Here is a 26130-nt window from a genome sequence, read left to right as displayed (position 1 = left end):
TGACGTTTATTAGACAAAATTCGATGTTTTTCAATGGAAGAAGCGTTTTCATATGACAACAGCGTTCCACACTATAAAATCCATTAATTTTTAAAATTACTAAAAATAGGAATTATGCATAGTTTTCTCCTATGAAAAGTATAAAATACAGCAGATTGTATATCTATTTTTAAATGAATAGAGCTCCCTTTAACAGTTTTATAAAGGGAGCTCCGGTAAAAAACGTACCGTTATTTTTTGCAATTAATGTTCTTATAAAATATCCAGACTTACTACAATTGCCAGCAGCAGCTGAATCAATAACTGAATATTAATGGCAATATCAATATCGGTAGTGGTGATATTTACATTTTTCGATTTTTCAACAATGGTTTTTTGACGGTTGCTTTGTTTCGTTTTCATCACTTGTTCTAAATCCTGGAAAACAGCCTTTGCCTTGTCTGAATCAGCCAATGTAATGCTGAGCACCACAGCAATAGCTACTTCAATCCCTACCTGTAAACTGATTGCTGCTTGCGTATCTGTCGTTGTTACCGTAACTCCCTCAGAGTCTTTAATGATAATCCATTCCTCAGAGGATTGCTTCGTTATATTCTTTTGTTTGGCTGCTTCCTCTACTTCTGCCTGATTGTTTCGTTCGTCATCACAATAATCTAGGGCTCTCCACTCTTTTTTGTGCATCATGTTCGTCTACACTCCTTTCTATACCAAATTTGGATTACAGAATATCAATCATGATTACCAAAGCAATGAGGATTTGTAAAAGCAGCTGAATATTTACAGAAATATCTGTGTCGGTTGTTGTCACAGTTGCATCTTTTGTATTATAGATAAAGATTTTTTGTTTATTTACCTGGCTGGCACTGATTGTTTGCATTAATTCTTGTTCTACCGCTTCCTCATCTCCAGAATCAGCAATGGATAAACGGATAACAATGGAAATAGCTAATTGCAGTGCTGCTTGTAAGGATGCGCCGATTTGCGTATCTGTTGAATTCACATTGATATTACAGGATTCTTTAACCCAGATAACCTCTGCAGATTCTTGCTCCATATACGAAAATTCATCTGCTGTTTGAACAACACTTGCCTCGCCAAAATTCGGGCTGAAGGAATTATCATAATAAGCCGGTGCGTATTGATTATCTTTTGTGTCACAGGCATTTTCTTCAGGTTGACATGCATAATCGTTTCCATATAAGTCATCGTGGAAACGGTTGGTCCCTTCTGTTTTACTTCTGTAGACAGACATCGATTAACACTCCTTTCTTAAAGTTCTAAATTAATTTATGGTATTGATAACTATACTTCCTGTACACCAGCACAAAGAACACGGAAAATAACAAAATCACCTAGTCCAATTTTTAGGGAATATGCAATGCTGCTGTTTTTGGAAAGCAGCACAAAAAATGTGAAGAAATCATACATTTCCTTCACATTTTAGATAGAAACTATTCTGCTTTAGACTCATTCTTCTTTTCTTGAAACTCCTCTACCTGTGCTTTTAAATCCGTCACCATTTCTTTTAACATTTCACGCTGTTTTTCAGAAAGGTTATTTTTCACTTCTTCTGGTTTAATCCCGTTCTTACGGAAAATACTGTCTACCATTACCTCAACCACTTTATTGGACATCATTGGGTCTTTAGATGATTCGCTCATTATTTCATCTCCTTCCTTCATAGATACTCCATCTTATGGAGAAAAAGTTCAGATTGACTATGCTCACGTCTAAAGCGGGATAAATAATGAGGGGCGCGTTTGTCTTATGGACTGGAATCAGGCAATAAAACATGCTAAAATAAAGAATTGCAAGACGAAAAATGAATAAACGAAACCAGACTCATTTGTATCTTGCAAATATAAATGAACAGGTGGTAAACCAAATGGAAACAAATCAAGAATATCGCGTTTTACTTTATTACAATTATGTGCATATTGAGGATCCGGAAGCATTTGCGGCTGAGCATCTTAAATATTGCAACGAGCTTGGGCTAAAAGGACGTATTTTAGTAGCTGAAGAAGGCATTAACGGAACTGTTTCAGGGACAGTGGAACAGACAAATGCCTATATGGAGCATATGCATGCAGATTCTCGCTTTGAAGATATGACATTCAAAGTAGATGCTCATGATAAGCATGCTTTCAAAAAAATGCATGTCCGTCCCAGAAACGAATTAGTTACACTGCGTTTAGAAGATGATATTAACCCGTTAGAAACAACCGGAAAATATTTGGAACCAAAAGAATTCTATGAAGCATTACAGGACGAAGATACCATCGTATTGGATGCCCGCAATGATTATGAATATGATTTGGGACATTTCCGCGGCGCAATCCGTCCAGATATCAAGACATTCCGTGAACTGCCGGAGTGGGTACAAGAAAACAAAGAAATGCTTGAAGATAAAAAAATCGTAACGTACTGCACAGGCGGTATTCGCTGTGAGAAATTCAGCGGCTGGCTGAAGGATGAAGGCTTTGATGATGTAGGTCAATTACATGGCGGCATTGTTACTTACGGAAAGGATCCGGAAGTTCAAGGCGAGTTATGGGATGGACAGCTGTATGTATTTGACGAGCGTATCAGCGTTCCTGTTAATCAAAAAGAACATGTCATCATTGGCAAGGATTACTTTGACGGAGAGCCTTGTGAGCGTTATGTAAACTGCGCAAACCCAGAATGTAACCGGCAAATGCTTGCTTCTGAGGAGAATGAACATAAATATTTACGCGGATGCACGCATGAATGCCGTGTGACGCAACGTAATCTTTATGTGAAAGAACATGATTTATCCACAGAAGAAGTGAAAGCCCGCTTAGCAGCTATTGGGGAAACACTTCCAGAAACAACAACGGTTTAATCATATAGATACGAAAACAGAGGCTGGGACAAAACCCAGTAAAAACAGAAAAAGTGACTTTCTACTAAGGCAAGTAGGAAGTCACTTTTTTAATTGGATAAAAAAAATGAAATAAATGTACAAAAAAAGGATACCTTCTGATAAAGTTAAAGTACCACTACAAAAACAGAATCGAGGTATCCTTATGTATAAATATTATAACGTAAATCAAATCGTTTTGCCATTAGATTTCGAGATGAAATTACAAGAAAATGATATAGCTTATACAGTCCATGAATTTATTGAACAGATTCCAGAAGAAGCTTTCACCGGTTTTATCCGTCAGACAGGCTGTCCCGCCTATCATCCGCGTATGATGATGAAAATTATTTTATGTGCTTATACCCAGTCGGTGTTCTCTGGCCGAAAAATCGAAGGATTATTAAAAGACAGTGTGCGGATGATGTGGCTTGCGCAAGGATATGAGCCCAGCTATCGTACCATCAACCGTTTTCGTATGAATCCGGAAGTAAAAGAACTATTGCGTCAGTGCTTCGTTCAGTTTCGTTGTCAGCTGGTGGAAAAAGAGTTGATTGATGCAGAGGCTATCTTTATCGATGGAACCAAAATCGAAGCCAATGCCAATAAATTCACCTTTGTCTGGCGAAAATCCATCGAACGTTACCAAGCAAAACTTATCGAGAAGTCGAATACCCTCTATGAAGAACTGGTGGAGAAAGAAATCATTCCAGAAATCGAACGGGAAAGCCCGGAAACGCTATCGACAAAAGAACTTCAACAGATAGCAGGGAATTTGGATAAGTCTGTCCAAACCTATACGGAACAAATCGAATCAAGGGAAGAAGCACAGGACCGAAAAGTTTTGCGTTCGGAACGGAAGAAGCCAAAACAAGCCTTAAAAAAAGTGCATGATTACATACATCGGAAAGAAAAATATGAAGAAGCATTGGAGATTTTAGAAGAACGTAACAGCTATTCCAAGACGGATCATGACGCCACCTTTATGCGATTGAAAGATGACCATATGAAGAATGGACAGTTGAAAGCTGCTTATAATGTGCAATTGGCAACAGAAGGACGTTACGCATTAGCCTATGATATTTTTCCGAACCCTACCGATACACGAACATTGATTCCTTTTTTAGATCGAATTGAAAAGGAATATTTTGTGTTGCCTGAATTCCTCGTAGCGGATGCAGCTTATGGAAGTGAACAGAATATAGAAAATGTCACCCTGGAACGATTACGAACTGCCCTCATCACTTACAATATGTATCGGAAAGAGAAGAAGAAAAAATACAAAAACAATCCTTTTAACACCGCTAACTGGGATTATGATGCCGAAAAAGATGCCTTTACTTGTCCAAATGGGCAAGCTGTTACTTATCGCTATGACTCCAAACGGACAGACAAGTATGGTTACGAGCGACAATTTAAAGTCTATGAATGTGAAGATTGTACAGGCTGTCCTTTACGAGAGCAATGTACCAAAGCAAAGGAAGGCAACAACCGGAAAATATTTTATAATGAAAAATGGGAAGCACAAAAGAAAACGATACGAGAACAGCTTTCAGATGAAGAAATGGGCAAGCTTTACGGGAAACGTAAGATAGATGTGGAGCCATTCTTTGGATTCTTGAAGGCTAATTTGGGTTTCACTCGTTTCTCGGTACGAGGAAAACCCAAAGTGGAAAATGAATTGGGATTCGCCTTAATGGCAGTGAATCTGAGAAGATACACTGCCTCTAGCCGCTTTTTTATGTATTTACTTATAAATGATTTCAAAAAAGATGGATTTCGCATCAAAACTCGATGTGGAATCCATCTTTTTTTATTTTTGGCTAGTTATGTCCCAGCCTCTGTTTATTTCTGATAAGTAATCGTCCATTCCTCATCTGACTTTTTCATCTCTACCCCAATATAGCCTTCTTCGATCAGCTTCTCTTGCCCGTCAATATCGTTCATATTTATCTCCATTTGATTTTCCGCCCTGATTTCATTTAATTTTAAATCATTGCAATAAACATAGCGCAGCTTTCCGCCATACTTCTCTTTTACTTTATAAATGCGCATCCCCAGTGCAAATTTATCCTTCATACTTGGAATATTTCCGGGAGCTACTGTAGCTAAGACATAGCGGAATAGCGACGTATCTAATTGCTCCATAATGAATCGGCCCATTTTGGTTTGTAAATGATTGCCCCGGTAATCGGGATGTACATTGGAAATCTCTGAATAAATGATTTCTGCAAAATGCTCTTCTGATAAGCCGATATCGCCTCCTAGCCCTTCTTCATCAGCGGCTGGATTCAGAAAAGCCCGGAAAGCAATCAGCCTGTCTTGATGAAAGATACCGACCATTAACGGTTCTCCCTCTAATATCGTACGAAATTCACTTTCGTCCAGGGTCTCCAGTCTTTTTTTATCCTCTAAAGCTTCATAAACAGTCGTTTGCAATTCTAAAATATCGGGTAAATCTGTAGTAGTGAGATAACGTAAATAAGCATTTTTTTCATCCGTCTTTAATGGAATATCTTTTATTATTTTAGTCACAAATAAACGCCCTTTCTTGCTATAATACAATTGGAATTATTTTTAACGCATGTACATCTTATCATTTTTTCGAGGTGAAGTAACATGACAACTATCTATGATTTTTCAGCAAAAACAATGGAAGGCGAAGAAAAATCGCTGTCAGATTATGAAGGGAAAGTACTGCTTATCGTAAACACTGCAAGCAAATGCGGCTTCACCCCTCAGTTTGAAGGCTTACAAAGACTGTATGAAAAGTATAAAGATCAGAATTTTGAGGTACTCGGTTTTCCATGTAATCAGTTTGGCCATCAAGATCCGGGAGCAGACGAAGAGATTAACCAATTTTGCCAGCTGAACTACGGGGTGACATTTCAAATGTTTTCCAAAGTCGACGTAAAAGGAAAAAATGCGCATCCTCTTTTTGATTTTTTAACGACTGAGCAAAAAGGGATACTAGGCGAACAAATCAAATGGAATTTTACGAAATTCCTCGTTGATACGGATGGAAAAGTTGCAAAACGATTTGGCCCGCAAAAAAATCCGGATACGATGGAAAAGGATATTGAAGCACTTCTTCATTAGAAAAACAGCGGAGGAAGATAACGTCTTCCTCCGCTGTTTTCTATCTAATTAAACCATAGCCTGCGCTTTATTTTTATTAAATTCTTCTTTCATTGCTTTCAAAGCTTCTTCATTTGTCAATAAATCATAGCCTGTTTTTGCTAGAGAGAGCGCTCCTTCAAACAAAGCCAAGTGCCCGTCTTCTGTAATCGTCTGGTCAGCAAATTCTTTCGTATGGCCAATCAACCCTTCTTTGTTTAAGCCGATATAAGGATGGATTGCCGGAACGACCTGGCTGACATTCCCCATATCAATGGAGCCATAGCTTTCCTTTGAACCGTGCACAGGAAGTCTGCTTGTTTCTTTTAAATTTGCTGTAAATAGATCGGATAACACTTTATTTGTTGTCATATCATCGTAGCTTAATTCATAATTGGATATCTCTAGTGTTGCTCCTGTCATGGAAGCGGCGCCTTCAGCAATATTTTTCACCTTTTCCACAACCTCATTCAGGTAGGAGCGATCCGCTGCCCGGACATAGAACTGGGCAACTGCTTTATCAGGCACCACATTGGCAGCCTCTCCTCCTTCAGGAATGACGCCATGAATACGGACATCTGATTTTACATGCTGTCTTAATGCGTTAATGCCATTAAATAATTGCAGTACGCTATCTAATGCATTAATTCCTTCTTCCGGAGCAGCTGCAGCATGTGCGGTTTTTCCATGATATTCAAACTGAATCGCATCCATTGCCAAGGAATCGCCGCTCTCCTGCGAAACATCACTGGGATGTAAAATCATCGCAGCATCTATCCCTTCAAATACACCCTGCTCACTCATCGGCACTTTTGCTCCGTTTGTCTCTTCAGCAGGCGTACCGAATACATGAACGGTTCCGCCGATTTCATCAATCAGCTTGCTTAATACCACGCCTGCTCCGACACTCATGGTTCCAATTAAATTATGTCCGCAGCCATGTCCAATTCCTGGAAGCGCATCATACTCAGCTAAGTATGCAATCTGAGGACCAGGCTTCCCGCTTGAATAGGTCGCTTTAAAAGCAGTATCACGGCCAACAATTCCTTTTTCTACGTCAAATTGATGAGCTGTTAAATAATCTGTTAACCGCTTCATTGACTCAAATTCTTGATCTCCCAGCTCTGGATGATTAAAAATTGTATCGCTTAAATCTGTTAAATCATGGATCACTTTATCTAATTCATTTTTTAAATTTGCTTTCATTATTATTCCCTCACTCAATGTATATATATAAACCAATATGTATATTTATAACATACCCATGCAGACTTATACAAGATACAAAATAAAAAATATGTTTTCAGATAATTACTCATCAGAAAAAACAGACTGAGCTATACACTCAATCTGTTTTCTTCTTTAATTAATAAGCTCTGGCCCAGTAAACCAATTCTTTTGCTTCTTTACCGCAGCATACACATGTTTCCGATACGCTTTCCGGTTCAAATGGGATACAGCGGGACGTAGCGGATGTTTCTTCTTTAATCTTTTCTTCACAGGCAACGTCTCCACACCACATTGCTTTGACGAATCCGCCTTTTTCAATTTCTGTTTTGAATTCATCCATGTCTGTTGCCGTATGAGTCATCTCTACCCGGTGCTCTAAAGCACGGTTATAAAGATTAGCCTGTACTTCATCCAGTAATGCAGGAAGGCGCTCTTCTACATCTGCTAAAGCAACAAACTCTTTTTCCCCTGTATCACGGCGGACAAGAACAACCTGTTCTTTTTCAATATCCTTTGGCCCCATTTCGATACGGACCGGGATACCTTTCATTTCATATTCATTAAATTTCCAACCCGGCATTTTATCACTGCCGTCAATATCAACACGGGCAATATCAGCTAACTGGTCACGTAAGGCATATGCTTTGTCCAGTACGCCTTCTTTGTGCTGCGCAATCGGTACAATCATCGCCTGTGTCGGAGCAACCTTTGGAGGCACTACTAATCCGCGGTTGTCGCCGTGTACCATAATTAATGCACCCATAATCCGGGTGGATAATCCCCAGGAAGTTTGATGAACAAATTGGCTTTCTCCATTTTCATCCAGGTACGTAATGTCAAATGCTTCTGCAAATCCGGAACCAAAATGATGAGAAGTACCGGATTGCAAGGCTTTTCCATCATGCATCAACGCTTCAATCGTTAATGTGAACTCAGCGCCCGCGAATTTCTCTTTGTCTGTTTTCTTTCCTTTTAGAACAGGAATTGCTAGATATTCTTCCACCAGCTTGGCATAAATTTCAAGCATCCGGTTTGTTTCTTCCGTCGCATCTGCATCTGTCGCATGCGCCGTGTGACCTTCCTGCCAATGAAATTCAGAGGAACGCAGGAACGGACGGGTTGTTTTTTCCCAACGGACTACATTAGACCATTGGTTATACAGCTTTGGCAAATCACGATAAGAGTGGATGTTGTTCGAGTAATAGTCACAGAAAAGCACCTCAGAGGTTGGACGCACTGCGATACGTTCTGTTAATTCCTCATCTCCCCCATGGGTTACCCAGGCAACCTCGGGAGCAAACCCTTCTACATGATCCTTCTCTTTTTGCAGTAAGCTCTCAGGAATAAAAAGTGGGAAGGCCACATTGGTGTGCCCTGTTGCTTTAAACATACGATCTAATTCATCTTTGATGTTTTCCCAAATTGCATAGCCATACGGTTTGATAATCATTGTACCGCGCACCTGACCGTAGTCCACAAGCTCCGCCTGCTTGACAACGTCTGTATACCACTGTGCGAAATCATCCTCCATCGCTGTAATTTTCTCTACAAATTGCTTATTCTTCTTACCCAAAAGTAAGCACCTCTTTCTTATTTTGCTCTTCTATTATTTGAAATTTCCATGTAAACGCAAAAAATCCTCCATCCAAAAAAAAGGGACCGAGGTTTAGTGGTGGTACCACCCTTGTTTATATATAAGCTGCCATCTATTATTTTATAGACGTGTCCAGCATATATATACACTTTATTGGATAACGGTCCAAAACCGCGCCAATTTCAGAGCAGGGCTCCTTATATGGCGAACTCGGAAGGCAGGTTCCCTTGTATGTCTAAGAAAAAGTCTCAGCATTCTTTTTCTCTCTGTGTTAGACATTTACAACGTACTATTCTCCGTCAACATTTCAACTATGCTTTTAATATATAGTTCTCACTGATGAAAGTCAAGAAGCTGACGATTTTTTTCATCTATCTTGGTTAGGCGAGAGGACTCCCAACCTCAAGGCAGGCTAACGTCGCAACGTCCTGGAGTTGCGATTACTCACCCCATCGAAAAGAGTTGTTGCAACGCCTGCACTAGTACATCCTGGGACTGCGATTACTCGTCCCATCGAAAACATTTGTACGTCGGAATGTGCAGGGTGAAACCCAATGAGTAGGTGGGAGGTGAATCGCCTTTTTACATTTACGAACATAAATTTGCATGGTGTAATGTTCTTGAAAGACGCTCTTTGAAAACTGAACATAGTAGGCTGTGGCGAGAATCGTTGCTTTGCCACGTAAAATGTTCAAGCCAAACATGTCAACCAAGGCACACAAACGTGTGAACCTCATATAGGCTGAAAAGTAGTCTCAGGAGGCAGGACCAATGGGATAGCGGGGTTGGGTGTTTTTAGCACACCGATGTGTCAACTCCACTGGCGGTTAATCGTCATCTTGAAAGTCGACACCCCAGAAACCCCCACTTCAAATTTCTTTAGAAATTAAGTGGTGGGAGTATTCATGCTGTCTGGTTAAAACCAAATTGCGATCAAGAACCAGCCAATCATTATCAGCTGCAAGACTACTTTCGCAACCGATCCGCCTAAAAATCCTAAAAAAGAACCGATCGATGCTCGGATTGCTTCTTTTGCAGTCCTGCGCTGCATCATTTCAATAGCGAGAACCGTCAAAAATGGCACATAAATAATACCAAATGGCGGTGTAATAAATGATCCGACAATCACAGCAACCGCAGCTCCTCTTTCACCTGCCTTACTCCCTCCAAATTTTTTCACAAAATAACTGTTGGCGATAATATCCGCTACAAAAAGAATGACTGTGATAACTATCATTCCTGTCCAAAACCACCAGGTCAGGGACTCACTGTTTATAAAGAAATAATAGACTAAAAATCCGCCCCAAATCGCAATAACGGATGGAATCATTGGGAAAATAATTCCTAGAAAGCTTGCGATAAATAATAGGATAATGATAATCCATAATAAAATATCCAACCCGCGCACACTCCTTCATAAAAAACTTCCTTTTTAAATCTTTCTCTTTAAGCACTCTTTTTAAACATACTGGATAGTCTGGTCTCTTCTTTTAATAGAATCCGGCGATAATTTTCCATATGTTTGTATATACATAACAGTGTTAAAAAAATTACTACCAGCGCAGGTGCATTTCCAAAGAAATAGTAGGTTGTTATTAAAAAGGAAAGATACATAAACAGCACGCCGATAACAAGATAGTCCGTTGCAAAGGTAAAGAATAATAAGATAGCAATTCCAATTAATGCAACCCGCCAATCAATGGCAATTAGCGCACCGACTAAAGACGCTGTCCCTTTTCCGCCGCTGAACTTCATCGTAATTGGATAATTATGCCCAATAATAACAAATAGAGCCGTTAAATAAATGGATAAAGAAATTCCCGCAGCCGACATTCCAGCTTCATTTAAAATAAAAAGAACAAGTAAAATAGCAAGTGTCGCTTTAAAAATATCGATGAGAGCTACAACAATCCCATATTTCCAGCCTAGCAAAATCGTTGTATTCGATGCTCCGGCATTCTTTACGCCTTCTCCTTTAATATCCCGCTTCTTTATTTTGCCAACGATTTGCGATCCATGAATACAGCCAAAAATATAGCCAATCAAACAGCTGATGAGGTAATACATTGGTTTCCCTCCATTTCTGTCAGTTTTATCTCATTATATGTCTAGATAAGCGAAGAAATCAATTTGCAAAACTGCCAGATTTCGCTAGTTGTTCAACCCTTCATCAGAAGCTTGTACATGTTATGATATGACTAGAGATTCTTTTTAAAGGAGCCCGAAATATCGAATGAAAGCTATAAAGCATTTTACGCTTTCTTGGATTGCCATTATTCTTTTTATAGGTTTGCTGTTCTGGCTTTACGAGCAGACAACCCCTTCTTATGAAAGAGTGGATGGAGAAGAAACGGTATCAGAACTTCATCCTGATGTCCAAGAAGCGGTGGATACGTTAATCGATCGTGCGGATGATATAGATATAGAGGTCGTTATTACAGATGGTCTGCGTACAGAGGAAGAGCAGGAATCCCTGTATGCCAGAGGCAGAGAAAATGAAGAAGATATTGTTACCCATGCCAGAGGCGGGGAAAGTTATCATAATTATGGACTGGCTGTCGATTATGCGATTCGTAATCATGATGGAGAGGTTATTTGGGATATCCATTACGACGGGAATAATAATGGAGAGTCTGACTGGTTTGAAGTTGCAGACATTGCAAAGGATTTAGGCTTTGAATGGGGCGGAGATTTTAATAGCTTTACAGATTACCCGCATCTGCAAATGACATTTGGTTTGAGCATTTCTGAGCTGCAGCAGGGGTACCGTCCTCCTGGTGAAGGGGAATAAGATGGTCTGATTTATTATATTCAAATATATTTCACAAAAAGAAATGCAGGCAGAAAAAACTTCTGTCTGCATTTCTTTTTATCATCTTATTTTAAAACAGACGAAGTTCCTCGATTTCGCTCTTGGTTTTATCGGTTCCTAAATCATACAATTTGCGGTAGATGGCAATCAAATCTCCCTCGTAATTATCACGCTTCGCATCGACAGGCTGTTCATCAAAAGGTTTTCCTACAAATTTAACGGCATCCTTTGCATTTTTTTCTTTTCTTGCAAACAGAACTTCCACTTCTTTTACCTCTTCCGGTGTCGCATATATTTCATACTCAATTCCGTTTTCAGGAAGCGAAACCTCTCGGATTTCCTCCGTATCTACTGTTACATAGTATTTCTTTCGTGCCATCTTTAGAAACCTCCTTTCTAAAAATATTACCTATTTTGGGAGGTCTAAAACTTCTTTATTGGATTAGGAAAAAATATGACTTGGATTGCCGTCTGTTTTTCACAGCAGGAGAGACCTTTCTAAAAAGCCCGTATAGCGCGCTTTATTCCTCTTCCTCTGAATCAATATATTGTGATGCTTCATCACTTCCGGAAGCCTCTTTAAATGCAGAAAAAGAATGATATTCTTTATCCTTCCAAATCCAGATACCTTCTTTTCCAGGTTCTCTATAATAGCTATTTTCAATCAGACGATTATCTCTGTTTTCCCGAAAGAAATTCGCAATAAAAATGCGCGATGGGCCGGCAGTGAATTTATTTTCCTTTATTTCATTATCATGCACGTTATACTGTACCAGAAGCTGGCCGCCGTCTAAGTCTTTCGTATCGTTTTGATACAGGGTATTCTTCGTAATCAGCGTATCGCGAGTGCCGCCTCTCTCTTCATCATAGCCGCCAATAGCAATCCCAGTATAATGATTATTTGAAATCAGATTATCTATAATTTGTATACCTTCCGCATATTTCCCTGCGTGTTCTGAAGTAGCTTCAATACCTATATCATTCTCATATAATTCATTTTTCTTAATCAGGATATCTTTTCCGCCATCTACATAAATCGCCGCCGCACTATACTCGCCGTTGTACGCCGAATTTGTAAAAGAAGAAACATGGTGGACCGTGTTATTTTGCACTGCTCCATTACGGACATAATCCGCAGCGGGATTAGCGGCAACCCCTTCATACCCGATCAGGTCAATGCCAATATTATCACTGTACTGAACTCTATTTCCGTCTACCGTAAACCCGTCAATATCTCCATTTAATACAATTGATTCACTGGTCCCCAGCTTTAGATCCTCAACGATATTATGGACGATATTTATATCCTTCATCGAGTCTGTACCATATACCGCAATCCCATGTCCGTTCCCTTCCTCATGCCACGTTTTTATTCCTTTGACAGTATTATCCTTCACTGTAATATGGCTGCTGGAACCAGTGATAAAAATTCCCATTACTGTTTCATCCATTATATCTGTTGTTACATTTTTGATAGTTAATCCTTCTATGTGTATGTAATTCTTATCTTCTAGAACAACAAGTGCACGATTCCCATCAGCCGCTTTCAGATTCTCGCCATCCAAAATAACTTCTCCTCCATCATACGCTTGAAAGGTGATCGGCTGATGCTGCGTGCCGCTGTACTGGACAACCAGCGGCTCCTTGTATATCCCTTCCTGAATATATACAGTAGTGCCAGCCTCCGCTTCTGAGCTGGCTTTAGCAATAGTCTGAAAGGGAGACTCCAATGTACCTTCATTTTGATCGTTTCCATCCATTGCTACATAAATTACTTGGTTTGTAGAATACAGCGAATAGATAGCAAATAAAACACCAGCAGCTGCACATGCTGCAATCATAAATAATCCCATTCTCTTCATGGCTTTCTCCTAGATAACCTTATTTCTTTTCTTCTTTCTGATTCTCCTCATTGCTGTCACTATTCTTCTCTTCTTCACCAGGAAGCGGATCTATTTTATGCTTATAGCCATACCCTTTTGATAATGTAACCAAGGATAAAATAATAACCATCGCTACCACAATGACTGAAACAGCAATTACTGCGATATAGGGCCCCATAATATACCTCCATCATCTCTTCTTATCTTCTATCCTATTAAACTATGCATGCCTTTTCAATTAATTTCTATTTTCGTTTTTAGAAAATGAAGTTTTTTAGTTATACAGAGAATATGAAACTATACCACCGTATATGTTGGTATCTGAAAGTTATTTACCATTCATCCCGTAAAACGGTAAATAAACCATATTTTTGCTAAAATATCCGGTTTGAGAATCTCCCTCTTTCTCTGTAACATATTTGTTAACTCATGTTGATTTCATGTAACATTCTTTCTTCAAAGAATAGCGGCATTGTTAATCAACATTTTTTATTATCTATTATTTTTGAGGGGGAGCATTTAGTTGAAGAATAAAATAATACTTATTGGATTGATTTTAATTCTAGCATTTCTAGCTGCTTGCGGCGGTTCAGATAATAGTCTGGAAAGCATTCAAGACTCCGGCACTGTCGAAGTCGGTTTCGCCAATGAATCACCTTACGCTTATGAAGAAGACGGTGAATTAAAAGGTGCGGCAGTTGATATTGCTACAGCGGTTTTTGCTGAACTTGGAGTCGATAATGTAGAAGGTAAATTATCCGATTTTGGTGAACTGATTCCAGGAGTACAAGCAGGACAGTTTGATGTTGTTACTGCTGGTATGGCTATCAATCCGGAACGTTGTGAAAATGCGCTTTTCGGTGAGCCGGAAATGGTATACGGAGAAGGGCTTGTTGTCGAAGCCGGCAATCCGTTATCCATTGAAAGTTATGAAGATATTGCAGATAACCCGGATGTGACCGTAGTTGTTATGGAAGGTGCCACAGAAATTGAATTTTTAAAATCAGAAGGTGTAGATGACGATCAAATTATTACTGCTTCTGATATTCCTGCGACCTTTTCAGCTATTCAAGCTGGACGCGCTGATGCAACAACTGGTACAGAAATGACTGTTCGCGAAGCATTTGAATCCGCTGATACAGAGGATTTAGAGATTGTTGAAAATTTCGAACAGCCGGAAAATATTGACGGTGTACCAAGTTATGGGGCTGCTGCCTTCAGTCTTGAAAACGAAGAGCTTCGTGATGCCTATAACGAAAAACTAGAAGAATTAAAAGAAGATGGAACTGTTGCTGAATTACTAGAACAAAATGGATTCCATCCAGAAAATAATTTTGTTGAAGCTGGTTCTGTAACAGCAGAGCAAGTTTGTCAAGGTGAATATTAATCTTGTAAGCTTATGAAACATATATTTTTCAGACTCCATAGGGCGGTTCCTTCACGCAAGGAGCGCCCTATCTTTCTTTTTAATAGAAAATAAGACATTCCATTCATTTTACACATAACGATTATGAAGGAGGTACTTGCTATTAGTGCTATATTCGAAATCGCCCCGCAATTATGGCGTGGTGTTCAAATAACTGTATCTATTTTAATTGCTTCTGCATTGTTTGCATATGCTATGTCATTTATAGCAGGACTTTGCCGGCTGTCCAATAATTTTCTATTACGAAAACTGACCGGATTTTATGTAGAGGTATTTCGCGGGACGTCCTTGATAGTTCAGCTATTCTGGCTGTACTATGCTGTACCGATGCTATTTGGGATTAATCTGGGTTCGAATTGGTGGATTGGTGTCATTGCCATCGGTTTAAACTACGGCGCATATCTTTCAGAAGTTGTCCGCAGCTCCATTCTATCTGTATCTCAAGGACAGTATGAAGCAGCAACTGCGTTAAATATGTCTTCTTTTCAAAGGATGCGCCTGATTATTTTCCCACAGGCAATACGTATGATGCTCCCTGAATTCGGTAATTATACCATTCAAATTTTAAAAGGAACCTCTCTTGTCTCTTTAATTGGCTTAACAGATATTTTATATTATGGAGATGTGATGCGAAGCACCAGCTTATCTTTATCACCATTGATTTATCTAACTGTGCTTGTATTCTATTTCATTTTAGCCCTTCCATTAATTTTCCTTACCAGAAAGGCTGAAAAAATTGCTAAAAAGGGGGTAGCTAGCTGATGAATTTGAATTATTGGAGCTGGGATACATTTTTTGATGCGTTACCAGTGGTATTACAAGGACTTGGAATTACGATTGGACTGACGATAGCCAGCTATCTCTTTGCCTTGATTTTTGGTTTTTTGTGGACATTCTTACGCCGTATCCCAAATCGTTTTATTCATTTTATTGTCACCTGGACCATGGAATTTATACGTTCTACGCCTCCACTCGTTCAATTGTTTTTTATCTATTATGCTTTGCCGGTAATACCTTATATTGGCATATCGCTCCACCCATTCGCTTGTGCCGTTTTGGGACTTGGTATACACTTTAGTACGTATATCGGTGAAATTTATCGATCCGGAATTGAAAGTGTGGATAAAGGACAATGGGAGGCTTCCACTGCACTGAATATTTCTACATGGGATAAATGGCGAAAGATTATTCTGCCACAAGCTATCCCGCCCACCATTCCGATGCTTGGAAATTACTTTATCATTATGTTTAAAGAGGTTCCGCTGGCATCCACCATCGGGGTAGCTGGTATTATGCTGCTCGCCAGATCATACGGTGCGGAAAACTGGTCCTATCTTGAGCCATTGACCATTGTAGGAATCATTTTCTTAGTACTAAGCTATCCTTCTGCAGTGCTGATTAAAAAGTTAGAGAATCGTTTCAACAGAAGGTTCCATAAAAATCAAATGATAAAAGATAAAGGAGCAATGCAATAATGGCAGAACCAATCGTTACTTATCAAGATGTTCATAAATCCTTTGGAAATGTGGAGGTATTGAAGGGGATTGATTTAGATATATATCCAGCTGAAAAAGTCGCTGTCATTGGTCCAAGCGGATCAGGGAAAACAACAATTATCCGGATGCTGATGACATTAGAGCAGCCAACATCTGGAGACATTATCGTAGACGGCCGCAATCTGTGGAAAATGGAGAAGAACGGAAAGTGGATGCATGCGAATGAAAGTCATCTGCGCTCTATTCGCGGTGAGATTGGAATGGTATTTCAGCATTTCAACCTGTTTCCGCATATGACTATTTTAGAAAATTGTATGACAGCACCTATTCATGTGAAAAACGAAGAAAAAAGTGATGTAAAAAAACGCTCGATAGAAATGCTGGAGCGTGTAGGACTCGGGAGTAAGCTGGATAATTACCCCAGCCAGCTTTCAGGCGGACAAAAGCAGCGGGTAGCTATGGCCCGCGCCCTTGTGATGCGCCCTAAAATCATGTTATTTGATGAGGTTACCTCTGCGCTTGACCCGGAGCTGGTCGGAGAGGTGCTAAATGTCATTCGTGACATTGCAGAAAATGATGATATGGCAATGATCCTGGTTACGCACGAGATGGATTTTGCTCTGGACATAGCGGATAAGGTACTCTTTTTAGATGAAGGAGTTATCGCAGAACAAGGAACGGCCAGCGAGGTTATCGAGCATTCAGAAAATCCTCGTGTACAATCGTTCTTGCAGCGTTTTAGAGGATGAGCGAAGAAGATAATTTTTATCCCTTCCCAGCCAAATTTAGCTTTGGCTGGGAAGGGATAAAATTTTATTCGTTTAGTTAAAAAAAATATTTAAATTTACTGTCCTTCTATTTTATCAATAATTGCTTGGGTAAAGGAAGCCGTTGTTTCTGTTCCTTTTAAATCAGGCGTCGTTACCCCTTTTTCCATAACAGAAAATATACTTTGTTCAATCATACTAGCCAATTCCTCTAACCTTTCGTCTTTATGATGATTTGCAAGCCATTCTAGCATCATTACTGTAGATAATAGGATTCCCACTGGATTTGCTTTATTTTGACCAGCTATATCTGGCGCTGACCCGTGAGCAGCCTGTGCCATTACCTGATGATTATTTGTATTAATGGACGGCGCCAGCCCTAAACTGCCTGCTAATTCACCTGATAGATCCGATAAGATATCTCCAAACATATTCTCCGTCACAACCACATCAAACGCGCGAATGTTTCTAACAAGATGCGCAGTCATCGCATCAATATGGTAATCATCTACCTTAACATCCGGATAATCTTTTGCTACCTCTAAACAAATTTCTTTGAACATACCTGTTCCAAGTTTGATCACATTCGCTTTATGTACAATTGTAACTTTTTTTCTTCTGCTCATTGCCGCTTCAAAAGCAGCAAGAGCTATTCTTGTAATTGCATTCCTTGTGAAAACCCCAGTAGATATTGCAACATCTGGTGTAACTTTCCACTCTCCAACTCCTGCATACATATTTCGATCCGGATAAAAACCTTCTGTATTTTCCCTGTATATAACAAGGTCTGCATTATCGACCAAACCCTTTACAGATGGAATTGATTTGGTAGGTCTAATGTTTGCATACAAGTCAAAGGTATGACGCAATTCTCCGCTGGGATTCCTGAGTTCTTTATATTTTTCCGGATAAGAAGCTGAATCATGAGGACCCATAATCCAGCCATCGAGTTTGGCTAACGCCTCTTTTGTAGTCAATGGCACTGGTGTATCAACTTTATTAATAGCTTCCCAGCCAATTGGGTGGTACTCCCAACTTACAATGTCATGAGTTAAATGACTACAAGCAGCTGAAACAACCTCAACGGTTGACTTTACAATTTCTGTTCCAATTCCATCACCATGTAGAACACCAATTTTGTACTGATTCATTTTACACTTCTCCTTCAATTATTATTTTCATTAATTAAAAAGAGTGGTCAAAATAACAATAGATATAAAAATACACTAGATACGAAAAACAATTAAACTTAAATGAAGCATAAGTTTTCAAATACCTTTTTTGCAATAGCAATTTCATTAATATTACCCTTTTCTTTTACGCAGCTGACGTATAAGCGGAAAAACAAAAGTAAGAAACGCTATTATTAGCAATGTTAAAGCGATTGGGTCATTTACAAAAACCATTAAACTACCGTTGGAACTTACTAATGACTGCCTTAATGAGTTCTCCATCATTCCGCCGAGGATAAATGCTAAAATCAACGGTGCAGCAGGAAAAGCAAATAACCTCATCAAAAATCCTATTATACCAAACAGCAATAGCATATACAGGTCAAATGTATTAAAGCTGATTGCATAAACACCGATTACGCTAAACATAATTACTAATGAAATCAAAAGCGGACGCGGTACCTTTAATATTTTCGCCAAATAAGGAATTAAAGGTAGATTTAGTATCAATAAAAATATATTTCCTATATACATGCTTGCAATAACCCCCCAGAAAATTTCCGGACGATCTGTCATCAATAACGGCCCTGGCTGGACCCCTAATACAATAAAAGCACCTAACATAACAGCTGTCGTACCAGAACCAGGAATACCAAGACTTAGTAATGGAACAAACGCACCGCTAGTCGCAGCATTATTAGCTGTTTCCGGTGCGGCAAGTCCTCTGATTGATCCTTTTCCAAATTCCTCTGGTTTTTTAGCTATTTTTTTCTCGGAAATGTATGCAATAAATGAAGAAATCGTTGCGCCTGCTCCAGGTAAAACTCCAATTAGAAATCCTAAAAAAGATTGTCTTGTCATTGGTCCTTTCATCTCTTTGAAATCTTCCTTCGAAAGGAGCAGACTACCAAGCTTATGTGCATTTTTTAGAGTATGGTCCTTTCTGTTTAAAATTAGTGTACATACTTCAGCCAAAGCAAACAAACCTAGAGCAATAACTAAAAAGTCAATACCATCCAATAAATTGACGTTTCCAAAAGTAAAACGTTGTGTACCAGTTTGTGGATCTATTCCAATTGTCACAATCATAAATCCGAAAACTGCGGAAATAAGTGCTTTAATGGTTGAACCTTCAGATAAACTGGTTATCGCAGTTAATCCCATAAGCATCAGTGCAAAATATGCCGGCGGGCCAAATGCTACTGCTACACTGGATAACGCAGGAGCCAAAAGCATTAATAAAATAACACTGACTGTTCCACCAACAAATGATGCGATTGCCGAGATAGCAAGTGCCTTTCCAGCTTCTCCCCTCTGAGCCATCGGATAACCATCAAATGCAGCCGCCACAGTACCAGCTACTCCTGGTGCATTTAATAATATAGATGAAGTTGAACCACCATACATAGCTCCATAATATACACCAGCCATCATGATTAGCGCAGCAGCAGGATCCATTCCAAATGTAATTGGTATCATTACAGCAATGGCTGTGATTGGTCCCAATCCTGGAATCATCCCTATAATTGTACCAACTACAACGCCAATCATAACAAATAGTATAGCTTCCAAACTAAAAGCTGTTTGAAAACCTGTTAAAATTCCTTCTAAAGATCCCATTTATTAAACCCCCTTCTTAAAACGGCAATATCCCTTGTGGTAAACTAATTCTTAAAAATTCAGTAAACACGAAATACATGAATATTGGAAATACAATAGAGACAATGACGTTAGTTATATGTTTTTTATAGCCTAAGAATCTCGAACAAAAGAAGATAAATATGGCAGTCATTAGTATGAAGCCCAGCATTTCTAGAAACATAATATATACAAATAAAAAGACAGCAACCAATATTAAAATAAGAACTTCCTTCTTAGGTATAACCCTTTTCTTTTTTTGTTCTTCTGTTTCAGAATCCTTTGTAAAAAATAATCCTATTGCTAATGCAATCAACACCCACCCCAATACACTCGGTATAACGTCTGCATCAACCTGTGTATATCCATAAGAGGGAAGCTGATAAGTCAGCACAAGATACCCAACAGCTATGATTAATAAAATAACACTTAAACGCTGATTCATTGTTTTCAACATGTTACCACCACCATTTTAATATAATTTATCAAAATTTTTAGATAAGCCAAGTCAATGGTGCTTGTCACCATTGACTTGGCTTTCAGTTTCATTTTAAAAGAAAACATTTAATAGAGATTAAACCTCTCCGTATTTTTTACATAAGCGCCTATAGTATTCACTTACTCTCCGAGTCCCAATTCATCTAAGATTGCCTCAAACTCTGCATTTTGTTTATCTAAATATGCTTTTGTTTCCTCACTATCCATGTACATTTCATCCCAGCCAAACCGCTCACGTATTTCAGCAAATTCCTCTGAATCACTTAACTCTTTAAATTTCTCTTCATAATAAGCAATTGCCTCTTCAGGCATGTTTGGCGGACCAAAAAATCCGCGCCAGTTAATAACAGAAGTTTCGAATCCTTGCTCAGTCACCGTTGGAAAATCTTCTAATGTTTCCCCTTCTAATCTCTCTTCAGAAGTAACAGCCAATACTTTAATATTTCCAGCCCTTGCTTGTTCCGCTGTTTCTGCAACACCTGTAGAAAATACATCAGCACTTCCATTTAACAACTGAGTTAATCCAGCGTTATCTTGAGCAGATACATATTTCAACTGTGTAATATCAACACCTGCTTCTTTTGCCAACATCGCAAACGCTACATGATCCATACTTCCAGGTGACGAAGTACCAACTACTGTAATACTTGAAGGATCTTCTTTCATATCATCAAAAAGTTCATTTAGATTATCCCATTCTGCATCAGCTGCCACAGCAAAAGCCGGATAATCTGCAATCAAATTCGCAATCGGTGTAAAATCCTCATAACCGTACTCTGATTGCCCATTCAATGGTACGAGTAAAAATGGCGGGGAGGTAACAAATAAATGGTGCGGACTGCTTTCTAGTCCAGCTACATAAGCCCATCCTACAGCTCCGCCACCCCCTTCTCTATTTACTACCCCGATGCTCTGATCAATAATTCCTGCGTCAGCAAAAGCCTGCGCTGACATTCTTGCCGTTGTATCATATCCTCCCCCTGCTCCCGCTGGAGCAACAAACTCAATTGGTTCTTCTGGCTCCCAGCTTGTGCCTGCTCCTTCTTCTCCGCTAGCTTGTCCGTCTCCATCGTTTCCGCATGCTGTCACAAATACCATTAAAAGCAATAACAATAGCAATAATAAAGGCTTCTTCATTACAAATCCCTCTCCCTGTTTTAATTTTTACAAACAAAACCCCTCTTGAACATGTAATTACTGCTTTATTTCTACATAAAGCACTTTCTATAATTTGTTTTATTTACGCAAAATATTGTCTATATATTCATAAATAGCTTGAACATTGTTGGAAACTTTTGCTTCTCGATCTGCATCCGTTTGAAGCTTCTTTTTTGCCTTTTCCAATACTTCCACTTCTAATTCTTTCGGAACAACAACGACACCATCACTATCTCCAACAATAATATCTCCTGGGTTCACTGTAACGCCGCCACAACTTATTGGAATATTAGAATCACCCTCGTCCGACTTGCTTCCGGCATTGGCAGTTGTTCCTTTACAAAATAATGGAAAATCTAATTCTTTTATGCTCTCTATATCCCGAATTACCCCATTGGTTACTACACCATTAATCCCCAATGCTTTAGCCATGCCTAAAATAAAATCTCCTGCAATTGCTTTTGAAGTATCATCTTCTGCATCAATGACAAGTACATGCCCAGCATTTGCTTCTTTAATCGCTTTTAAGACCTCCTTGTTTTGCCCCTTAGGAATTTTAACTGTATACGCTCTTCCAACAATTGCATTATTTTTTAGAGCCTTGATGGAAAAATCCATCGTATAATTGCCCTTTAGTGCATCTGATACACAGGTAGTTGGTATTTTCGAAAATTCATCTACATAATTAATGGACATCATTCTACCCCTTTCGTTTTGTTTTCATGTTTTTTTACAAAGTCAACAAATTCAGATACAATCTTTGTGTCTAATAATGCTTCTGAATAATACATCCATGTGTTTGTATCCATTGCCTTTTTATTCTTATCAAACAAATCAACCCGATATATTTCTTTTTGACCTTCCATAATGGAAGCAGGAAGGATTGCATATCCCAGACCTTTGATCACCATCTCTTTACAAGCTTCTACACTATCCACCAGCATACCGACTGTTGGCGGTGTCTCGTAATGATCACTCCACCAAGTTTCAATTAGCGATCTAAGAGCAAATCCAGATTGATAATCAATCCGCGGATTTGTTGGAAGTGTTGGTAAATCAATTTCATTCTTTGAAAATAAACTCATCGGATCTTTAAATAATAAATATTTACTTCCTGCCCAATCATAATCTCCCCTGATAAAGCCAATATGAATATTCTCTGTATTTATTAAATGAGATATTTCTGTCCCCCAGCCACTTTGGATATTAAATTCTACTTCCGGGTATACCGATTGGAAATCCCGTAAAATAGACGGCAGGTGATATTTTGCGAAATGATTACTGACACCAATGTTTAATTTACCTTTCATATTTTCATTCATTGCTGCAGTCTCTTCTTTAATTCTTTTTAGTTTTTGGTCAATATCACTTGCTTTTAATGCCAGAAATTCCCCCTCTCTTGTAAACACAATACCTTGACTTCTTCTATCATATATTTTTATATGAAACTCTTTTTCTATCTTTTTTATCTTTTTCGTAAGGGACGGCTGGGATATATAAAATTCCTTGGCCGTTTGTGTAACGTTTTTATTTATATATAAACTTTTGATAATATTCCAGTCGTTATCGTCCAAAAGTACACCTCTCTTCAGCTAAAATTAATGTTCAAAAATCTTTTTATTCTTTTTCTCTGCATATGTCTGTACAATAGTTGGCAGAATTCCGCCATTATGGTAGTATTCAACTTCTACTTCATTATCTAAGCGAGCAATCGTCTCAAAGTAAAAGGACTCACCATTCTCTCGAACAGCTTTTACTTTAATCATTTTTCCCGGATGCAATGATTTCAATTGATCAGTAAAATAGAAAGTTTCACTGCCGGATAAATGTAATGTTTCCTTACTGATTCCTTCCATAAATTGCAATGGCAGTACCCCCATCCCTACTAAATTACTACGGTGGATTCTTTCAAAGCTTTCAGCAATTACTGTCTTCACCCCTAAAAGTAATGTCCCTTTAGCAGCCCAGTCTCTTGAGCTTCCTGTACCATATTCTTTTCCTGCAACAATGGTAAGCGGCGTACCATCCTGTTTATAACATTCTGAGGCTTCGAAAATTGTCATTGTCTCATTTGTAGGAAAATATGTTGTATACCCGCCTTCCATTTCTGGTACAATTTGATTTCGCAAACGTACGTTGGCAAATGCTGCCCGATGCATCACTTCGAAATTTCCACGCCTAGAAGGATATGAATTAAAGTGTCTTGGACTCACATCATTTTCTTTTAGATACTCTCCTGCTGGTCCATGCGTTTTTATCCTCCCTGCCGGAGAAATATGGTCTGTTGTAATAGAATCACCCAGCATTAAAAGCATTCTTGTTCCTTCTAGATTTGATTGCTGAATAACTTCGTGCTCAATAAATGGCGGCTTTCTAATATAGGTTGACGATGGATTCCATTGATATAATTGACTTTTCGATATCTCTAAATTATTCCAGTCATCATTAAAAGAAAAAATGTTATTATACCTCTTTTTAAACATTCCTGACTCTAGTGATTCCATGCGTACGCTGTCAATTTCCTTCGATGTCGGCCAAATATCCCTTAAGTAAACTGGCTGATTCTTGTCATCATAGCCAATAGGTTCATTATGAAAATCAATATTTACTGTTCCTGAAAGTGCATATGCAACTACTAAAGGTGGAGATGCAAGATAGTTTGCTTTTACCTTTGGATGAATTCTCCCTTCAAAATTACGATTGCCCGATAATACCGATGTAACGGTTAGGTCATTTTGGGTAACTGCTTCATCTACAGAATCAAATAATTCACCTGAGTTACCAATACATGTCGCACATCCATAACCGGCAATGTTGAACCCTAATTGTTCCAAGTATGTGAGTAATCCTGATTTTCGCAAATAATCAGTGACTACTTTGGATCCAGGAGTTAAAGAAGCCTTGACATAGCTGGGTTTCATTAAGTTTTTTTCAAAAGCTTTTTTTGCGATGAGACCCGCACCAATCATTACATTTGGATTAGAAGTATTTGTACAGCTTGTAATTGCTGCAATAACAACACTGCCCGTTTTTAAAACCTCTCCTTCGACAACAACTTCTTCATCAATTTCTTCATCTGTCAATCCATATCCGCCATCTGAAACAGATTTACGCAATTGATTAATAAAAATTTGCTTCATGTCTGTTAAATCGACTCGATCCTGTGGCCTTTTCGGACCGGCTAGTGTAGTTACCACTGAAGAGAGATCGAGTTCAATTGTATCTGAATATGCAGGGCAGCTCGTTTTTCCTTCATAAAACATATTTTGTTCTTGATAATATGTTTTGATTAAATTAATTTTTTCTTCACTGTGGCCAATCATACGAAGATAACTTAATGTTTCATCATCAACAGGGAAATAGGACATTGTTGATCCTGATTCTGGCGCCATGTTAGATATCGTTGAGCGGTCAAATACAGTTAAAGATTTAACTCCAGGCCCATAAAATTCAACGAATTTTCCGACAACATTCTTTTTCCTAAGCATGTTTGTAATAGTTAGCGCCAGGTCCGTTGCGGTCGTTCCTTCAGGTAAACACGCTGTTAATTTAAATCCGATTACTTCTGGTTCAAGGAAATAAAGCGGATCACCAAGCATAGCTGCTTCTGCTTCAATCCCCCCTACGCCATATCCCACAATCCCCAATCCATTAATCATTGTCGTATGAGAGTCTGCCCCAACTAATGAATCAGGAAAGATAATCGTCTCATCCTCTTGTTCTTCCACAACAGCTACTTTAGATAAATACTCTAAATTGATTTGATGCATAATCCCTGAAGAAGGTGGAAAAACTCGTAAGTTATCAAAATTAGACTGTGCCCATTTTAAGAATTGAAATCTTTCTCTATTTCTTTCAAATTCACGTTTTTCATTTAATACTCGTGCATTTTCAGACCCTGCAAAATCTACCATTACCGAATGGTCCACTACTAAGTCAACTGGTATTTTCGGATTAACTTTACTTACGTCTTTTCCTAATTCATCTATTGTATCTCTTAGCAGTGCAAGATCCACAATCGCAGGAATACCCGTTGTATCGTGCAATAGGACCCGGTATGGTTTGAATGGAACTTCCTTTCTAGTATTTTTTTCATCAGCCCAATTCGCCAGTTGATATACATGGTTTGCTGTAATCTTTCTGCCGTCTATATTTCTAAGTGCTGCTTCCAAAATAACTTTTATACTATTTGGCAATCTAGAAAAATCTTTCTCCATTTCTGCAGCCAGCTTTTTTAATGAATAATAATGATAACTCTTCCCATTAAGTGTGAAGCTGTCTTTGTTTTCCAAGAGCAGTTGTTCATTCATAAATATACTCCCCTATGATTTATTTCAAATTTGATTATCATCAGTTTAATGTAAGCGCAGTCATAATTGAAGTATCGTTTTTTTATAAATGAACATAAATAAAAGGAATAACATTGATATGTAAATACATCCAGCTAATTAAATCACT

At 38.7% G+C, this 26130-nt stretch carries 26 protein-coding genes and 1 other annotated feature; of the genes, 8 read left to right on the top strand and 18 right to left on the bottom strand.

What is annotated here, in order from left to right; translation table 11 throughout:
• Positions 1–252: 252 nt before the first annotated feature.
• From MKX55_RS05320 to MKX55_RS05310, 3 genes are all read right to left on the bottom strand, one after another.
• On the bottom strand, positions 253–684 hold the full coding sequence (locus MKX55_RS05320; RefSeq protein ID WP_084612924.1) for a spore coat protein: 432 nt from the start codon (positions 682–684) through the stop codon (positions 253–255).
• 34 nt (positions 685–718) lie between these two features.
• Positions 719–1252, bottom strand: coding sequence for a spore coat protein (locus MKX55_RS05315; RefSeq protein WP_042532318.1), 534 nt, complete (start codon positions 1250–1252; stop codon positions 719–721).
• Positions 1253–1451: 199 nt separating this feature from the next.
• Positions 1452–1661, bottom strand: coding sequence for a hypothetical protein (locus tag MKX55_RS05310; RefSeq protein WP_042532316.1), 210 nt, complete (start codon positions 1659–1661; stop codon positions 1452–1454).
• 224 nt (positions 1662–1885) lie between these two features.
• On the opposite strand from MKX55_RS05310, the gene MKX55_RS05305 reads away from it, so the two are divergent.
• A complete protein-coding gene (locus tag MKX55_RS05305; protein WP_339236634.1) occupies positions 1886–2863 on the top strand; it encodes a rhodanese-related sulfurtransferase in 978 nt (325 codons plus the stop codon).
• A gap of 184 nt (positions 2864–3047) precedes the next feature.
• Positions 3048–4736: an IS1182 family transposase gene (locus MKX55_RS05300; RefSeq protein WP_339236632.1), complete on the top strand. Its 1689-nt coding sequence runs from the start codon at positions 3048–3050 to the stop codon at positions 4734–4736.
• Here MKX55_RS05300 and MKX55_RS05295 read toward each other — a convergent pair.
• A complete protein-coding gene (locus MKX55_RS05295; protein ID WP_339236629.1) occupies positions 4727–5416 on the bottom strand; it encodes a hypothetical protein in 690 nt (229 codons plus the stop codon). The two genes, MKX55_RS05300 and MKX55_RS05295, sit on opposite strands and share 10 nt — an antisense overlap.
• Positions 5417–5500: 84 nt before the next feature.
• Between MKX55_RS05295 and MKX55_RS05290 the strand changes: the two genes are divergently transcribed.
• On the top strand, positions 5501–5980 hold the full coding sequence (locus MKX55_RS05290; RefSeq protein ID WP_339182982.1) for a glutathione peroxidase: 480 nt from the start codon (positions 5501–5503) through the stop codon (positions 5978–5980).
• Positions 5981–6028: 48 nt separating this feature from the next.
• Here the strand turns inward: MKX55_RS05290 and MKX55_RS05285 are convergent, their stop codons facing one another.
• The 4 genes from MKX55_RS05285 to MKX55_RS05270 form a co-directional block, all read right to left on the bottom strand.
• Positions 6029–7204 carry a M20 family metallopeptidase gene (locus MKX55_RS05285; RefSeq protein ID WP_339236627.1) on the bottom strand — a complete coding sequence of 392 codons (1176 nt, stop codon included), beginning with the start codon at positions 7202–7204 and terminating at the stop codon, positions 6029–6031.
• A gap of 160 nt (positions 7205–7364) precedes the next feature.
• Positions 7365–8801, bottom strand: coding sequence for a proline--tRNA ligase (gene proS, locus MKX55_RS05280; protein ID WP_339236625.1), 1437 nt, complete (start codon positions 8799–8801; stop codon positions 7365–7367).
• A 78-nt stretch (positions 8802–8879) separates the two neighbouring features.
• Positions 8880–9134, bottom strand: a binding site (T-box leader).
• 604 nt (positions 9135–9738) lie between these two features.
• Positions 9739–10221, bottom strand: coding sequence for a DUF456 domain-containing protein (locus tag MKX55_RS05275; RefSeq protein ID WP_339236623.1), 483 nt, complete (start codon positions 10219–10221; stop codon positions 9739–9741).
• Positions 10222–10268: 47 nt separating this feature from the next.
• Positions 10269–10889 (bottom strand): glycerol-3-phosphate acyltransferase, encoded by a 621-nt coding sequence (locus tag MKX55_RS05270; RefSeq protein WP_339236621.1) that lies wholly within the window; start codon positions 10887–10889, stop codon positions 10269–10271.
• A 166-nt stretch (positions 10890–11055) separates the two neighbouring features.
• Between MKX55_RS05270 and MKX55_RS05265 the strand changes: the two genes are divergently transcribed.
• On the top strand, positions 11056–11613 hold the full coding sequence (locus MKX55_RS05265; protein ID WP_339236619.1) for a M15 family metallopeptidase: 558 nt from the start codon (positions 11056–11058) through the stop codon (positions 11611–11613).
• 91 nt (positions 11614–11704) lie between these two features.
• On the opposite strand, the gene MKX55_RS05260 is transcribed toward MKX55_RS05265, so the two are convergent.
• The 3 genes from MKX55_RS05260 to ytzI form a co-directional block, all read right to left on the bottom strand.
• Positions 11705–12013 carry a hypothetical protein gene (locus MKX55_RS05260; protein WP_339236617.1) on the bottom strand — a complete coding sequence of 103 codons (309 nt, stop codon included), beginning with the start codon at positions 12011–12013 and terminating at the stop codon, positions 11705–11707.
• Positions 12014–12155: 142 nt separating this feature from the next.
• A complete protein-coding gene (locus tag MKX55_RS05255) occupies positions 12156–13496 on the bottom strand; it encodes a right-handed parallel beta-helix repeat-containing protein (RefSeq protein ID WP_339236615.1) in 1341 nt (446 codons plus the stop codon).
• A 19-nt stretch (positions 13497–13515) separates the two neighbouring features.
• Positions 13516–13695, bottom strand: coding sequence for a YtzI protein (gene ytzI, locus MKX55_RS05250; protein ID WP_339182967.1), 180 nt, complete (start codon positions 13693–13695; stop codon positions 13516–13518).
• 345 nt (positions 13696–14040) lie between these two features.
• On the opposite strand from ytzI, the gene ehuB reads away from it, so the two are divergent.
• The 4 genes from ehuB (at position 14041) to ehuA (ending at position 17188) form a co-directional block, all read left to right on the top strand.
• Positions 14041–14904: an ectoine/hydroxyectoine ABC transporter substrate-binding protein EhuB gene (gene ehuB, locus MKX55_RS05245; protein WP_339236613.1), complete on the top strand. Its 864-nt coding sequence runs from the start codon at positions 14041–14043 to the stop codon at positions 14902–14904.
• Positions 14905–15027: 123 nt separating this feature from the next.
• A complete protein-coding gene (locus MKX55_RS05240) occupies positions 15028–15705 on the top strand; it encodes an amino acid ABC transporter permease (RefSeq protein WP_339182964.1) in 678 nt (225 codons plus the stop codon).
• On the top strand, positions 15705–16418 hold the full coding sequence (gene ehuD / locus MKX55_RS05235; RefSeq protein WP_256705769.1) for an ectoine/hydroxyectoine ABC transporter permease subunit EhuD: 714 nt from the start codon (positions 15705–15707) through the stop codon (positions 16416–16418). Before MKX55_RS05240 ends, ehuD begins: the two co-directional genes overlap by 1 nt.
• Complete coding sequence (ehuA, locus tag MKX55_RS05230) at positions 16418–17188, top strand: ectoine/hydroxyectoine ABC transporter ATP-binding protein EhuA (RefSeq protein WP_339236608.1); 771 nt, start codon at positions 16418–16420, stop codon at positions 17186–17188. The genes ehuD and ehuA overlap by 1 nt, the downstream gene beginning before the upstream one ends.
• Positions 17189–17283: 95 nt before the next feature.
• Here ehuA and MKX55_RS05225 read toward each other — a convergent pair whose 3' ends face one another.
• From MKX55_RS05225 to acnA, 7 genes are all read right to left on the bottom strand, one after another.
• Positions 17284–18357, bottom strand: a complete 1074-nt coding sequence (locus MKX55_RS05225) for an isocitrate/isopropylmalate dehydrogenase family protein (RefSeq protein WP_339236605.1) — start codon at positions 18355–18357, stop codon at positions 17284–17286.
• A gap of 153 nt (positions 18358–18510) precedes the next feature.
• Positions 18511–19998 (bottom strand): tripartite tricarboxylate transporter permease, encoded by a 1488-nt coding sequence (locus tag MKX55_RS05220; protein ID WP_339236603.1) that lies wholly within the window; start codon positions 19996–19998, stop codon positions 18511–18513.
• A gap of 16 nt (positions 19999–20014) precedes the next feature.
• Positions 20015–20473, bottom strand: a complete 459-nt coding sequence (locus tag MKX55_RS05215; RefSeq protein WP_339236601.1) for a tripartite tricarboxylate transporter TctB family protein — start codon at positions 20471–20473, stop codon at positions 20015–20017.
• A gap of 161 nt (positions 20474–20634) precedes the next feature.
• Positions 20635–21651: a tripartite tricarboxylate transporter substrate-binding protein gene (locus MKX55_RS05210; RefSeq protein ID WP_339236599.1), complete on the bottom strand. Its 1017-nt coding sequence runs from the start codon at positions 21649–21651 to the stop codon at positions 20635–20637.
• Positions 21652–21750: 99 nt separating this feature from the next.
• Positions 21751–22368, bottom strand: a complete 618-nt coding sequence (locus MKX55_RS05205) for an RraA family protein (protein WP_339238428.1) — start codon at positions 22366–22368, stop codon at positions 21751–21753.
• Positions 22368–23246, bottom strand: coding sequence for a LysR substrate-binding domain-containing protein (locus tag MKX55_RS05200; RefSeq protein ID WP_339236597.1), 879 nt, complete (start codon positions 23244–23246; stop codon positions 22368–22370). Before MKX55_RS05200 ends, MKX55_RS05205 begins: the two co-directional genes overlap by 1 nt.
• 24 nt (positions 23247–23270) lie before the next feature.
• Positions 23271–25982 (bottom strand): aconitate hydratase AcnA, encoded by a 2712-nt coding sequence (gene acnA / locus MKX55_RS05195; protein WP_339236596.1) that lies wholly within the window; start codon positions 25980–25982, stop codon positions 23271–23273.
• Between the last annotated feature and the right edge of the window lie 148 nt (positions 25983–26130).

Source organism: Oceanobacillus sp. FSL W7-1281, from assembly GCF_037969835.1.
Lineage (GTDB): Bacteria > Bacillota > Bacilli > Bacillales > Amphibacillaceae > Oceanobacillus > Oceanobacillus oncorhynchi.
This window is presented reverse-complemented; position numbering and strand designations above follow the sequence as displayed.